We start from the raw sequence: 14,259 nt of genomic DNA, 5'->3' as shown, positions 1-14,259 counted from the left end.
CGAACTCGGAAGTGAAACGCAGCTGCGCCGATGGTAGTGTGGCATTGCCCATGCAAGAGTAGGTCACCGCCAGGGGCTTTATCCTGAAAAACCCTCACCTTCACCGGTGAGGGTTTTTTATTGGGCGTTGTTTTAACTGCTGCGCGCAAACCGTTAGTTCGGCCACGATGCTTCATCGAAAACCTTGTCGACTCCGACGAAGTTTTTTGCGTTATGGTAGTCGAGGCAGCTTTGCAGGTTGCAACGCTTGCTAACCTTCGTTATCAAGCGGCTGGGTGACAAAGGGGCTTTCGGTGGAAAAGCGCTACATCCTTGCTCTCGATCAAGGCACAACGAGCTCACGAGCGATCTTGTTTGATCGTTCGGGCGCAATTGCCGGTATTGCGCAGCGTGAGTTCGAGCAAATTTTCCCGCAGCCCGGTTGGGTCGAGCACAACCCGCGCGAAATCCTGACCAGTGTCCTGGTGACGATCACGGAGCTGCTCGCCAACACCCAGGTCGATATCACCGATATCGCAGCCATTGGCATCACCAATCAGCGTGAAACCACTGTGGTGTGGGATCGCAAGACAGGGCAACCGATCCACAATGCCATAGTCTGGCAGTCACGGCAGAGCATCGATATCTGTGAGCGACTGAAGTTCGAAGGCCATGAGGATTTGGTCAGAACCAAAACCGGTTTGCTGGTAGACGCCTACTTCTCGGCGACCAAATTACGCTGGATTCTCGATCACGTTGATGGCGCACAGCAGCGTGCGGAACGTGGTGAGCTGCTGTTCGGTACGATCGACAGCTGGCTGATCTGGAATCTGAGCGGCGGCGCGGCTCACGTCACCGACGTCAGCAATGCGTCTCGCACACTGCTCTACAACATTCATGCGCGTCGATGGGATCCACAATTGCTGGCGATGCTGGATATCCCGCCGGCGTTGCTGCCCGACGTGCGAAGTAGCAGCGAAATCTACGCATATACCTCGCCTGCAAATTTCTTTGGCCACAAAGTTCCGATCGGCGGTGTCGCCGGAGATCAGCAGGCCGCTCTGTTTGGCCAAGCCTGCTTCAGCGCGGGCATGGCAAAGAACACCTATGGCACCGGATGCTTCATGTTGATGCACACCGGTACCAAGCCGGTACTGTCAAAGCATGGATTGCTGACCACCATCGCATGGCAACTCGGCGAAGAGGTGGAGTACGCGCTGGAAGGCAGCATTTTTGTCGCCGGCTCGGTTATCCAGTGGTTGCGCGACGGCCTGCGCATGTTAGGCAAGGCCAGCGATTCGCAGGCCTATGCGGAGCGCGTGGTTTCCAGCGAGGGTGTCTACATGGTGCCGGCCTTCGTCGGCCTGGGGGCTCCTTATTGGCGTAGCGACGTACGCGGCGCCGTGTTTGGTCTCTCTCGCGGTACGCGCAAAGAGCATTTCGTGCGCGCCGCATTGGAGTCGATGGCCTATCAGGCCCGCGATGTTCTGACCGCGATGGAAGCGGATGCCGGGATTGCGTTGAGGGAACTCCGTGCGGATGGCGGTGCCATCGCCAACGACTTCATGGCCCAATTTCAGAGCGACATGCTCGGTGTGCCGGTGTTGCGCCCCAAAATCCAGGAAACAACTGCTCTGGGAGCGGCCTACCTGGCGGGCCTGGCCGTGGGGTTCTGGGAGAGCCGAGAAGAGCTTGCTGCGCTGTGGCAAGTCGATCGCCGTTTCGAACCGATCATGGCCGTGGAGCGACGCGAGCGCTTGTATCAAGGATGGAGAAACGCCGTGCAGGCCACCATGAGCTTTCGCCCCGACTGAAACGACGAAGCCCCGCACCAAGCGGGGCTTCGCGCTATCCAGCCTTGCAGCAACACTCAGTCGAGCGAATACCCAAACTGCTCGTTGAACTCCGCTGCGAACTGCTTGTAGTCGAAGCGCTGGTTCTGCGTGCCGGGGAACTCGACCTTGAGCGCGCCCATCAGCGACGCCATGCGCCCAACGGTCTCCCAATCCTTGCCGCGCATGATGCCGAAGATCAGGCCGGCGCGATAAGCATCGCCACAACCCGTCGGATCAACCACCTTGCGTTCGCGGGCGGGCGGAATCTCGTGGGTAGTGCCTTCGGTGTGAATCAGCGAACCGCGCGGACCGAGCGTGACGATGTATGCCTTCACGCGCTTGGCGATGTCTTCTGCACTCCAGCCGGTGCGCGACTGCAGCAGCTGCGACTCGTAGTCGTTGACGATCACATAGGTCGCCTTCTCGATCATGGCGCGGAACTCATCGCCATTGAACAGCGGCATCGCCTGGCCGGGATCGAAGATGAAGGGCACGCCACGCGCATGGAACTCATCCACATGCTGCAGCATTGCGTCACGGCTATCCGGCGCAACGATGGCGAAACTGATGCCGGGGATATCCTTCACGTGATTCTCGTGCGCACTGGACATCGCGCCCGGATGGAAGGCGGTGATCTGGTTGTTGTCCAGATCCGTGGTGATGAAGCACTGTGGCGTGAACTGGTCACTGAACTCGCGCACGTAATCGAGGCGAATGCCGAATTGCTCCATATGCGCGCGATAAGGACCGAAGTCCTGGCCAACCGTAGCCACCGGCAGCGGGTCCGCGCCGAGCAGCTTCAGGTTGTAGGCGATGTTGCCGGCGCAACCGCCGAACTCACGGCGCATCCTCGGCACCAAAAACGAAACGTTCAGGATGTGCACCTGATCGGGCAGGATGTGATTCTTGAACTGGTCCTGGAAGACCATGATGGTGTCGTAAGCCAACGAACCGCAGATGACGGCAGACATGGTGCGTAGGTGTCCCCAGGTGAGTGAACAGGCCGCTCGCAGGCGGTCGGACCGAAGGCCGGACATATGGCCCTAGCCAAAGCTGCCAATCTTACCGATAACCGCGCCCTTCGGCGACTTCTTGCGCAATCGACGAGTTGATCCGAGAGGTCGAAAGTGCGCTTATCACCGCGTACTACAAGGCTTTCTTAACGAGAATATCCTTGCGCACAATGGTTTAGCTCTTTAGACTGGCGCGCTCACTTTTTAACCATTGCCGGCGCGCGGCGGACCCATGTTCAAGAAGTTTCGCGGGATCTTTTCCAACGACATCTCCATCGACCTTGGCACGGCCAATACGCTCATTTACGTGCGTGGTCAGGGCATTGTCCTGAACGAGCCGTCGGTGGTGGCGATCCGTCAGGATCGCGGTCCGGGTGGCCCCCGTGCAGTCGCCGCGGTTGGCAGCGACGCCAAGAAGATGCTGGGTCGTACTCCTGGCAACATCGCCACGGTGCGTCCGATGAAGGATGGCGTGATCGCCAACTTCTCGATGACCGAGGCCATGCTGCAGCACTTCATCAAGCAGGTGCATCGCTCGCGCCTGCTGCGACCGAGCCCTCGTGTGCTGGTCTGCGTGCCCTGCGGCTCTACCCAGGTGGAGCGCCGCGCCATCAAGGAATCGGCCGAAGGCGCCGGTGCCCGTGACGTGTTTTTGATCGAGGAGCCGATGGCTGCTGCGATCGGCGCCGGCATTCCGGTGCATGAGGCGCGCGGCTCGATGGTGCTGGATATCGGCGGCGGTACCTCCGAGGTGGCCGTGATCTCGCTCAATGGCATCGTCTACTCGCAGTCGGTCCGCGTGGGCGGCGATCGCTTCGATGAGGCGATCATCAACTACGTACGCCGCAACCATGGCACCCTGATCGGCGAATCGACCGCCGAGCGCATCAAGATGGAAATCGGCTGCGCTTTCCCGCAGACCGATGTGCGCGAGATCGAGATCTCTGGCCGTAACCTGGCCGAGGGCGTGCCGCGCATGTTCACCATCAACTCCAACGAAGTGCTGGAAGCGCTGCACGAGCCGCTTTCCGGCATCGTCGCTGCGGTCAAGTCGGCGCTGGAGCAGACCCCGCCGGAGCTGTGCTCCGACGTGGCCGAGCGCGGTATTGTGCTAACCGGTGGCGGCGCCCTGCTGCGCGATCTGGATCGTCTGATCTCCGAGGAAACCGGCCTGCACGTGCAGGTGGCCGATGAGCCGCTGACTTGCGTGGCCCGTGGTGGCGGCAAGGCGCTGGAGCTGATCGACCAGCATGGCAGCGACTTCTTCGCGGCCGAATAAGCACTGACGGGGGCAGGGGATGGCACTCGCTCGCGAGGACTCCTCGCCCCTGTTTGCCGGCACCGCTGCCGGCACTCTGCGTCTTATCCTGTATCTCGCCCTGACCATGGTGCTGATGGTGCTCGACCATCGCAATGGCTGGATGTGGCGCATGCGCTATGCGACATCGGTGATCGTCGAACCGGTTTACCGGCTCGCCGGCCTGCCTGCCGCCGGCATGCGCACCCTGAGCGTGGCCTTCGCCGACCGCAAGCTGCTCACCGAGCAAAACCAGCGCCTGCGTGAAGACCTGCTGCTGGCCAACGCCAAGCTCAACCGCATGGCCGCCGTGGCCGAGCAGAACGAGCGGCTGAAGGAGCTGCTGGCAACCCAGCACAGCCTGGAGCTCAACGTGCAACTCGCCCGTGTCATTGGCGTTGATCTTGGCGGCTCACCACATCGGTTGATGCTGAGCCTGGGCGCGCGCGATGGCGTGACGCAGGGACAGGCCGTGATCGATGCGCATGGCTTGATGGGCCAGGTGATCGAAGTGCTGCCGACCACCTCGGTGGTGATGCTGGTGACCGACCCCAACCACGCGGTGCCGGTAGTGGTTGAGCGCACTGGCCTGCGCACCGTGGCCTATGGCTCGCGCGACGGCGGCATGCTCAGCCTGCCTAATGTGCCGATGGCGGCTGATGTGCGCGCCGGCGACAAGCTGCTCACTTCTGGCCTGGGCGGCCGTTTCCCACCGGGTTTTCCGGTAGGCGAAGTGCGCTCTATCGGGCAGTCGCCCTCCGGCCTGTTCCTCGAAGCACACGCGCGGCCCGCCGCCGATCTCGATCGCAGCGAATATGTGCTGTTGCTGCACGATCAGCCGGAGCCCGCGGGGCCGCCCGCGCCGGTCGCAGCCATGGGCCCGCCGGCAGATATGGCACCCAGCCCGGCTGACGCGGCAACCCCGGCACAGACGCCGGCGGCCGCCGGTAAGCCAACGCCGGCTCCGGCCGCTTCCGCGCCAGCGGTGCAGCCATGAACAAGCAACGCATAAGCCTGCTGTGGTTCATCGGCACGTTGGCCTTTGCTCTGTTGTCGATGTTGGTGCCATTGCCGGGTGTGCTGCAGCCGTTCAAGCCGTACTGGCCAGCGCTGTTCCTGCTGTACTGGTCGCTGGAATCCAGTGATCGCGTCACCCTGGGCCTGGCCTTCCTGATCGGCCTGTTCGCGGATCTGCTCGACGGCGTGTTGCTGGGTGAACAGGCTTTGCGCCTTTGCGCGCTGGTGTTCATTGCGCTGCGCTTCCGCTCGCGACTGCGCTTTTTCCCGATGTGGCAGCAGACGCTGGCCGTGCTGGCCCTGCTGTTGAATGACCGCGTGCTGCTGTTGATCGTGCGCACCTTTGCCGGCGAGCCACTGCCGCCGGCTACCTGGTGGGTATCGCCGTTTGTCGGTGCGGCGCTGTGGCCGTTCCTGTTCCTGCTCATGGACGACCTGCGCATGCGCTTGCGCCTGCAGTAGCGCCATGGCACTGCGACGGCGCTCCATCAAGGATACCCGCGGCGAAAGCGCACTGTTCCGGGTGCGCGCGCTGGTTGGTTTCGTGTTGATCCTGCTGGGCCTGAGCGCCCTGGTCACGCGCTATGTGTATCTGCAGGTGCGGCGCCACGACGAGTTTGCGCTCCGATCCGAGAACAATCGCGTCAAACCGCGTGCGATCCCGCCAGCGCGCGGCCTCATCTTCGATCGCAACGGCGTGTTGCTTGCCGACAACGTTCCCGCGTTCCGCCTGGAAGTGGTGCCCGAACAGGTGCCCGACATGAAGGCGATGCTGACGGCGATCCGCGACGTGGTGCCGTTGGATGATGACGACATCGACGCCTTCAAGAAGCAGCTCCGCCAGAACCGCCGCTTCGACAGTGTGCCGCTGAAACTGCACCTCACGGAGGATGAGATCGCCCGCTTCGCCATCAACCGCTGGCGTTTCTCAGGGCTGGATGTGGTGCCCTACCTCACGCGGCGTTACCCCTACGGGTCGCTCTTCGCGCACGTCGTGGGCTACGTGGGACGTATCGATGCGGACGACCTGAATCGGCTCGACGCCGATCGTTACAAGGGCACCAGCCACGTGGGCCGCAGCGGCCTGGAGCGTTCCTACGAGGACCTGCTGCACGGCGAGCCCGGCTACGAGCTGGTCGAAGTGAATGCGGACGGGCGTACCCAGCGGGTACTGGAAACCCATCCGCCCAAACCTGGCAAGAATCTCTACCTGAGCATCGACGCGCGCGTGCAAAAAGCGGCCACGGATGCCTTTGCTGGCCGGCCTGGCTCGGCGGTGGCGATCGATCCGCGCAACGGCCAGGTGATGGCCATGGTCAGCGTGCCCAGTTTCGACCCGAATCTGTTCGTCAATGGCATCAGCCGCACCGACTACACGACGTACACGACAGACACCGACAAGCCGCTGCTCAACCGCGCGCTGAAGAGCGCCTATCCGCCGGGCTCGACGGTGAAGCCGTTCCTGGCGCTGGGTGGCCTGGAGTACGGCATCCGCCGGCCGGAGGACACGGTGCTCTCCACCGGCGAATTCTGTATTCCCGGTCAGCAGCGTTGCTATCGCGATGACACGCGCGGTGGCGACGGCACGGTGAACATGGTTCGAGCGATCCAGAAATCGACCAATACCTATTTCTACAAGCTCGCGCTGGATATGGGCATCGATCGCCTCGCCAACTGGATGGGCAGCCTCGGTTTCGGCAAAAAAACCGGTATCGATCTGCTGGGCGAAGCAGAAGGCATTCTGCCTTCGCGTGAATGGAAGGCCACGCGCAGCAAATATGGTTGGTTCCCTGGTGAAACCATCATCGCGGGTATCGGCCAGGGCTACTGGAACGTCACCGCACTGCAACTGGCCCACGCCACCGCTACGTTCGCTGGTCACGGCACGCCATATGCGCCGCGGCTGGTGATGGCCACGGCTACGGTGAAGGAGCGTCCCATGCCGCTGCCAAATCCACCTAGCGGCCCGTCGTTAATCCATAAGCCGAGCGACTGGAGCGTGGTGAATCAGGGGATGGAGGCTGTGATTACTGGCGGTACCGGCAAGGGCGTCTTCACTGGCTTCCCTTATGTAGTCGCTGGCAAGAGCGGTACCGCTGAGCGCTTCTCCCGCCGCACCAACGACTACGACACCAACAAAAACACGGCCTACCTGGCCACGCGCCATCGCGCCTGGTTCATCGCCTATACGCCCACCGATGCACCACGTATTGCTGTGGCAGCGATGTTGGAAGCCGGTGCCTGGGGCGCACAGGACGCAGGTCCTATCGTGCGCAAGGTCATGGAGGCCTGGCTCGCAGCGCAAGGCGGTGCCGTGCCCGCGAGAAACGCTCCTGAAGCCGGCTCTGCGACGGTGCCCAACGCGCCTGAAGAGCTCGAGGATGCACCGGTGGCTACACCCGCCGACATGCCAGCCGCGCTGCCATCCGATAGTTCCAGTGCGCCGGCCCCGGAAGACGGAGGCAACCCATGATCGACGCACTCCAGTTGCGCATGCAGCGCTTCCTGCGCCGTGTGATAACGCGCCCGCGCATCGATCTGCCCCTGGCCTTCGGGCTGCTGCTGCTCGCGACCTGCGGCCTGATGACGCTGTACAGCGCCAGTGGCGGCAGCATGTCGATGATTGTCAGCCAGGCCAGCCGTTTCGTAATGGGCGGCATGCTGCTACTGCTGATCTCACGCATTCCGCCCTCCGTGCTGCGCAGCTGGACGCCATGGCTGTATGCGGGCAGCGTCGCGCTGCTGCTTGTGGTGGCGGCGCTCGGTCAGGTGCGCAGCGGCTCCAAGCGCTGGCTGGATCTGGGCGTGCTGTCGTTCCAGCCGTCCGAACTGCTCAAGCTCACCGTGCCGATGATGGTGGCCTGGTACCTGCATCCGCGTCAGTTGCCGCCGAGCTGGAAGGACATCATCGCGGTGGGCATCCTGATCGCCATCCCGGCCGGCCTGATCGCCGAGCAGCCGGATCTGGGCACGGCGCTGCTGGTATCGGCGGCCGGTGCCTTCGCGCTGTTCCTGTCAGGCATGGCATGGTGGAAGATAGGCAGCCTGCTGGCCGCGGTTGGCGGCATGATCCCGGTGGCCTGGCATTTCCTGCACGAATACCAGCGCAATCGCGTGCGCACTTTGCTCGATCCAGAGTCCGATCCGCTCGGCAATGGCTGGCACATCATCCAGTCGCAGATCGCCGTAGGCTCCGGCGGCACCTTCGGCAAGGGTTGGCAGCACGGCACGCAGTCGCGCCTGGACTTCCTGCCCGAGCACACCACCGACTTCATTTTCGCCGTGTTCTCCGAGGAATTCGGCCTGGTCGGCGTGATCGCCCTGATGGTGCTCTACGCCTTCATCATCGGCCGCTGCCTGTGGATCGCGATGGAGGCGCGCGATACCTATTCGCGCCTGCTCGCCGGCGCCATCGGCATGAGCTTCTTCGTGTACGTATTCGTCAACGGCGGCATGGTCGCGGGCATGCTGCCGGTGGTAGGTGTGCCGATGCCGCTGGTGAGCTATGGCGGCACCTCGGCGGTATCGCTGCTCACCGGCTTCGGTGTGCTGATGGCGATCCACGCCAACCGCAAGATGCACGACTGAACGTCCGTACAGCGGAGGTCATCGCGCGCCGTATCCGTGCCCGCGCTTTGCCCCGGATTGCGCCGCCGTGCGTGCTAGGCTTTGCGCGGATGATGTTCACATCAGCGAAGTAGCACATGACTCATATCGCAACGAAGCGCCCCTCCTATCTGTTTGCCGCCCTCGGCCTCTGGCTGGCCGCGGCGCTCTCACCGGCCATCGCCGAAACACACCCGGGGCAGGACCAGCTGGTTAGCGAAGTCGCCAAGGAAACCGGCAAAAATCCGCGGACCCTCAACGCGCTGCTCGATGGCGCCAAGAAACAGCAGAGCATCCTCGACGCCATCAGCCGTCCGGCCGAGGGCAAGGCGTGGAAGGACTACCGCCCGATCTTCATCACCGACAAGCGCATCAATGACGGCATCGCGTTCTATCGCGAGCACCGCGATCTGGTGGAGCGTATCGGGCGCCAGTACGGCGTGGCGCCGGAATACATCGTGGCGATCGTCGGCGTCGAAACTTTCTACGGGCGCAATACCGGCAAGTACAAGGTGCTCGATGCGCTGGTAACGCTGGGCCTGTACTACCCGCCGCGCGCGACGTTCTTCCGCGAGCAGCTCAAGGTTCTGCTGAGCCTGCCTGACACGCAGTTGGGCGGGCCGCTCGATACGCTCACCGGCTCCTACGCTGGCGCGCAGGGCTGGGGGCAATTCATGCCGTCGAGCATCCGCGACTTCGGTGTGGATCAGGACGGCGACGGCCATATCGACCTGCATGACTCGCTGCCCGACATCCTTGGCAGCGTGGCCAACTATTTTGCCAAGCACGGCTGGGTTACCGGCGCGCCAGTGGTGGCGCGCGCGCAGCCCGATGCCGCGGCACGGCCGATCTCTGTAAAAGACTCCAAGCCGCAGTGGCCGCTGGAACAGCTGATGGCCTGGGGTTATGCGCCGCTGCAGGCGATGGACCCGGGCCTGCCAAGCAGCTTGCAGACGCTGGAAGGGCCGAACGGATCGGAGTACTGGTTCACCTTCCAGAATTTCTACGTCATCACCCGTTACAACCGCAGCCCGCTATATGCGCTCGCGGTGCACCAGCTCGCGCAAGCCATCGCTGCTGGCGTGCATGAGCAAGAGGCCAGCCGATGAGGCCAGCCCTTGCGCTGCCGCTGCTGGTCATGGCCGCTCTGGCGCTGGCCGGTTGTAGCGGCAGCAAGCCGCGGCCGGCCAAGGGTGGTGTTTACAGCGGGCGTGGTTCTTCGCAACAAGGCGGCGGCTACTCGGGCAGCGCCGGAAGCAGCAGTAGTTCGCGCGGCGGCGTCTATGACGACGTTTCCAAGTCGCAAGGCAGCCGTTACCGCGACAATGACGACAGCGTTCCTTCCGGTCCGCCGCCGGACATCAGCAAGCTGGTGGAGCCGGTGCCCAAGACGGAACCGCGCGCGCTCTACGGCAACAAGTCGCCTTACAGCGTGCTGGGCCAGACCTACCGTGTGCTGCCCAGCGCCAACGGCTACGTGGAGCGCGGCATCGCTTCGTTCTACGGCAACAAATTCCACGGGTACAAGACCTCGAGTCTCGAGGAATACGACATGTACCAGTTCTCCGCTGCGCACAAGACGCTGCCGCTGCCCAGCTACGCGCGCGTGACCAATCTCGACAACGGCAAGAGCGTGATCGTGCGCATCAACGATCGCGGCCCCTTCCACGACAACCGCCTGATCGACCTGTCCTATGCCGCCGCGGTGAAGATCGGTGTATGGCCCAAGGGCACCGGCCTCGTCGAAGTACGCGCCATTACCCCTGGCGAGCCGTTGCAGGATCTACCGCCACCCCCGCCGCCGGTCACAGCCGGCGCGCCCAAGCCCGGTATCTACCTGCAGGTGGGTGCATTCGCGGACAACGCCAACGCCGAGCGGGTGGCGCAACAATTGCGCTCCGCCAATTTCGCGCCAGTACAGGTGGTGGATGCCCAAATCAACGGTCGCAGCGTGCGCCGGGTGCGGGTTGGGCCTCTATCTGACGTGGACCGCGCCGACGACGTCACCGCCAAGATCGAAAACATGGGACTGCCGCGGCCGCAGGTCGCGGTAGACTGACGCCTTCTTTTTGCTCTACCAGCCCTTGCCACACCGGCGCTCCGGCGCCAGCCATATCGAAACCGGATTGAAGAGAACGATGAGCCTACTCCGCCGTACCCTGTCCTCGCTTGCCGTCGCCGCCCTGGTGATCGGCACCGCCGTCGCCCAGCAGACTCCGCCCAAGCCCGCGCCGGTGCCGCGTCCGGTGATGCCCGAGGCGCCGGTGCCGCCGCCGCCGGATGTGGATGGCAAGAGCTGGGTGCTGATGGATTACGCCACCGGCCAGATCCTCGCTTCCAAGGATCCCGATGTGCGCGTCGAGCCCGCTTCGATCACCAAGGTGATGACCGACTACGTGGTCTCCGCCGAGGTCGCCAACGGCAAGATCCACATGGCCGATCCGGTCACCATCAGCGAGAACGCCTGGCGCGGCGGTGGCGCAGCCACTGACGGCTCCACCAGCTTCCTCAAGCTCAACAGCCAGGTGCCGCTCAAGGACCTGCTGTACGGCATGATCATCCAGTCGGGTAACGACGCCGCGATCGCCTTGGCCGAACACACGGCCGGCTCCGAGCCCGCGTTCGCCAACCTGATGAATGCCTACGCCAAGCAGCTGGGCATGGTGAATTCCAACTTCCAGAACGCTTCCGGCTACCCGATCGCCAACCACTACACCACGGCGCGCGATATCGCCCTGCTGTCGCGCGCGCTGATCCATGACTTCCCCGAGGACTACGCGATCTCGGCGATCAAGGATTTCGAGTGGAACGGCATCAAGCAGCACAACCGCAACCTGCTGCTGTGGCGTGACCAGACGGTGGACGGCATCAAGACCGGCCACACCGCCGCCGCTGGTTACTGCCTGGCCGCCTCGGCCAAGCAGGGCGACGCCCGCATGATCGCCATCGTGATGGGTGCCGGCAGCGAGAAGGCGCGCGCGGATTCGGCGCTGGCGCTGATGAACTACGGTTTCCGTTTCTACGAAACCCACAAGCTGTATGACGCCAACAAGCCGCTGGCCACGCCGCGCTTGTGGAAGGGCAAGGACAACCAGTTGCCGCTGGGCGTGAGCGAGGACGTGCTGGTCACCGTCAAGCGCGGCGACTACGAGAAGCTCAAGGCCACCATGGACGTGCCGGCCACGCTGATCGCGCCGTTCACCAAGGGTCAGCAGGTGGGCACGCTGCGCGTCACGCTCGATGGCCAGCCGGTGCAGAACCTGCCGCTGGTCGCGTTGAACGACGCGCCGCAGGGCGGCTTCTTCGCCCGCCTGTGGGACAGCATCATGCTGTGGTTCCACAGCGACAAGAAACCCGACGAAGAGAAGAAGTGAGCTGAGGTGCCGCGATGAAAGACCTCGATTCGATCCAACCGCAGCAAGAAGGCCAGGGGTTCCAGTTCCCCGGTGAATTCGAAATCACTGCCATGGGCAATGCCAGCGCGGACTTGCCCAAGCGCGTGCCACAGATTCTCGAGGGCATCGGCCTGCACGTACTGCATGAGACGGTGAAGCATCGCCACTCCCGCGAGGGCAACTTCCTCTCGGTGACGGTGAGCTTCCGCTGCGATAACCGCGAGCAATACGACCTGGCCCACAGCACGCTGCGGGCCGATCCGGATATCCGCTACACGCTGTGACCCGGTCGCAACGGGAATGAAACAGGCAAGGAGCCGGGACATGACCGCAAGGTCGCCCGGCTCCTCGCCGTTCAGGCCCTTGCAAGCCTCCGGCCCCGGCCGCAGATCGGCCAGACTCCTTTTCTCCAGACCCTGTTGCCCATGTCTCTCCCGTTGAAGATCCGCCGCCTCGGCCGCCAGCCCTACGAGGTGACCTGGAAGGCGATGAGCGCGTTCACCGACGCGCGCGGCCCGGATACCCCGGACGAACTGTGGCTGCTGGAGCACGACCCCGTCTTCACTCTCGGACAGGCCGGCAAGATGGAGCACGTGCTGGCGCCGGGCGACATTCCCGTGGTGCCAGTGGATCGCGGCGGCCAGGTGACCTATCACGGCCCCGGCCAGATCGTGGGTTACCCGCTGATCGACCTGCGCCGCGCCGGCGTCGGCGTGCGCGAGCTGGTTAACAAGATCGAGCAGGCCATCATCGATACGCTGGAGCACTGGAATATTGGAGCCGAGCGGATGGACGGTGCCCCTGGCGTCTACGTGGCCGGAGCCAAGGTGGCCGCGCTGGGCCTGCGCGTGCGCCGCGGCTGCAGCTTCCACGGCCTGGCCTTCAATGTAGACATGGACCTGGAGCCCTACCACCGCATCAATCCTTGTGGCTACAAGGGTTTGGCGGTCACCCAGGTGTTAGACTTGGGCGGTCCGTCGCGGCTGGCGGATGTGGAAGACACGCTGGTGGAGGAGTTTTGCCGCCAGTTTGGCTTCGTCGCCGAGCCTGCCGCCCCCGTTATCCCCGAACTACCCGCTCGCGTAGCGGTCTGAGCTTGCCTACATGAGCGAAATCTCTTCTTCCAAGGCCATTCCGATCAGCGTCGTCTCCGGTACGCCGGCGGTCGACAAGCAGCTCGGCAATGACAAGATCGCCCTCAACCGCGCCGGCTTCGATACCGCGGTGCCGGTGCTGCGCAAGCCGAGCTGGATCCGCGTGCGCCTGCCGCAGGGCAACGCCGTGCAGCAGCTCAAGGCGCGCCTGCGCGAGAACGCGCTGGTCACGGTGTGCGAGGAAGCCTCCTGCCCGAACATCCACGAGTGCTTCAGCAAGGGCACGGCCACCTTCATGATTCTGGGTGAGGTGTGCACGCGCCGCTGCTCGTTCTGCGACGTCGCGCATGGCCGCCCGGCCGCGCCCGATCCGCTGGAGCCCGCGCGCCTGGCCGAAACCATCCGTGACATGCGCCTGCGCTACGTGGTGATCACCTCGGTGGATCGCGACGATCTGCGCGACGGCGGTGCCGAGCATTTCGCCTCGTGCATTCGCGCGGTGCGCCACGCCAGCCCGAACATCAAGATCGAGATTCTCACGCCCGACTTCCGCGGCAAGGGCCGCATGGAGCGCGCGCTGGAAGTGTTGAAGGATTTCCCGCCGGACGTCTTCAACCACAACCTCGAAACCGTGCCGCATCTGTACCGCGAAGTGCGTCCGGGTGCCGACTACCAGTGGTCGCTGGATCTGCTCAAGCGCTTCAAGGCGCAGCATCCGGAGGTGCCGACCAAGTCCGGCATCATGCTAGGCCTTGGCGAGACCATGGAGCAGGTGCTGGAAACCATGCGCGATCTGCGCGCGCACGACGTCGACATGATCACCATCGGCCAGTACCTGCAGCCCACGCCGCACCATCACCCGGTGGTGCGCTACTGGACACCGGAAGAATTTGAATCGCTGCGCGAAGCCGGCGAAGCGATGGGCTTCGGCCACGTCGCCTCCGGTCCGCTGGTGCGTTCGTCCTATCACGCCGACCTGCAGGCTCACGCTGCGGGTGTCACTGAGCACGCCTAAAGAGAACT

At 63.6% G+C, this 14,259-nt stretch carries 13 protein-coding genes; 12 read left to right on the top strand and 1 reads right to left on the bottom strand.

Annotated features, from left to right (window positions below):
- Positions 1 to 293: 293 nt before the first annotated feature.
- Positions 294 to 1,793: a glycerol kinase GlpK gene (glpK, locus tag ISS97_RS15395; protein ID WP_379985538.1), complete on the top strand. Its 1,500-nt coding sequence runs from the start codon at positions 294 to 296 to the stop codon at positions 1,791 to 1,793.
- 56 nt (positions 1,794 to 1,849) lie between these two features.
- On the opposite strand, the gene ISS97_RS15390 is transcribed toward glpK, so the two are convergent.
- Positions 1,850 to 2,785, bottom strand: a complete 936-nt coding sequence (locus ISS97_RS15390) for a carbohydrate kinase family protein (RefSeq protein WP_379985539.1) — start codon at positions 2,783 to 2,785, stop codon at positions 1,850 to 1,852.
- Between the two features lie 274 nt (positions 2,786 to 3,059).
- On the opposite strand from ISS97_RS15390, the gene ISS97_RS15385 reads away from it, so the two are divergent.
- From ISS97_RS15385 to lipA, 11 genes are all read left to right on the top strand, one after another.
- Positions 3,060 to 4,106 (top strand): rod shape-determining protein, encoded by a 1,047-nt coding sequence (locus ISS97_RS15385; RefSeq protein WP_090451187.1) that lies wholly within the window; start codon positions 3,060 to 3,062, stop codon positions 4,104 to 4,106.
- A gap of 19 nt (positions 4,107 to 4,125) precedes the next feature.
- Positions 4,126 to 5,121, top strand: coding sequence for a rod shape-determining protein MreC (gene mreC, locus ISS97_RS15380; RefSeq protein ID WP_379985540.1), 996 nt, complete (start codon positions 4,126 to 4,128; stop codon positions 5,119 to 5,121).
- Entirely contained in the window at positions 5,118 to 5,603 is a 486-nt protein-coding gene (gene mreD, locus ISS97_RS15375; RefSeq protein ID WP_379985541.1) for a rod shape-determining protein MreD, read from the top strand. Before mreC ends, mreD begins: the two co-directional genes overlap by 4 nt.
- Before the next feature lie 4 nt (positions 5,604 to 5,607).
- Positions 5,608 to 7,614 (top strand): penicillin-binding protein 2, encoded by a 2,007-nt coding sequence (gene mrdA, locus ISS97_RS15370; protein WP_379985542.1) that lies wholly within the window; start codon positions 5,608 to 5,610, stop codon positions 7,612 to 7,614.
- Complete coding sequence (gene rodA, locus ISS97_RS15365; protein WP_379985543.1) at positions 7,611 to 8,729, top strand: rod shape-determining protein RodA; 1,119 nt, start codon at positions 7,611 to 7,613, stop codon at positions 8,727 to 8,729. The genes mrdA and rodA overlap by 4 nt, the downstream gene beginning before the upstream one ends.
- Positions 8,730 to 8,845: 116 nt before the next feature.
- A complete protein-coding gene (mltB, locus tag ISS97_RS15360) occupies positions 8,846 to 9,856 on the top strand; it encodes a lytic murein transglycosylase B (protein ID WP_379985544.1) in 1,011 nt (336 codons plus the stop codon).
- Positions 9,853 to 10,806: a septal ring lytic transglycosylase RlpA family protein gene (locus ISS97_RS15355; protein ID WP_379985545.1), complete on the top strand. Its 954-nt coding sequence runs from the start codon at positions 9,853 to 9,855 to the stop codon at positions 10,804 to 10,806. Before mltB ends, ISS97_RS15355 begins: the two co-directional genes overlap by 4 nt.
- A 79-nt stretch (positions 10,807 to 10,885) precedes the next feature.
- Entirely contained in the window at positions 10,886 to 12,121 is a 1,236-nt protein-coding gene (locus tag ISS97_RS15350; RefSeq protein WP_379985546.1) for a D-alanyl-D-alanine carboxypeptidase family protein, read from the top strand.
- Positions 12,122 to 12,135: 14 nt separating this feature from the next.
- On the top strand, positions 12,136 to 12,426 hold the full coding sequence (locus ISS97_RS15345) for a YbeD family protein (RefSeq protein ID WP_379985547.1): 291 nt from the start codon (positions 12,136 to 12,138) through the stop codon (positions 12,424 to 12,426).
- A gap of 141 nt (positions 12,427 to 12,567) precedes the next feature.
- On the top strand, positions 12,568 to 13,236 hold the full coding sequence (gene lipB / locus ISS97_RS15340; RefSeq protein WP_379985548.1) for a lipoyl(octanoyl) transferase LipB: 669 nt from the start codon (positions 12,568 to 12,570) through the stop codon (positions 13,234 to 13,236).
- Positions 13,237 to 13,246: 10 nt separating this feature from the next.
- Positions 13,247 to 14,251, top strand: coding sequence for a lipoyl synthase (gene lipA / locus ISS97_RS15335; RefSeq protein WP_379985549.1), 1,005 nt, complete (start codon positions 13,247 to 13,249; stop codon positions 14,249 to 14,251).
- Positions 14,252 to 14,259: the final 8 nt, after the last annotated feature.

It is taken from the genome of Dyella koreensis (assembly GCF_044904565.1).
Lineage (GTDB): Bacteria > Pseudomonadota > Gammaproteobacteria > Xanthomonadales > Rhodanobacteraceae > Dyella_D > Dyella_D koreensis.
The sequence above is the reverse complement of the archived record's forward strand: the minus strand, read 5'-3'. Positions and strand labels throughout refer to the sequence as shown.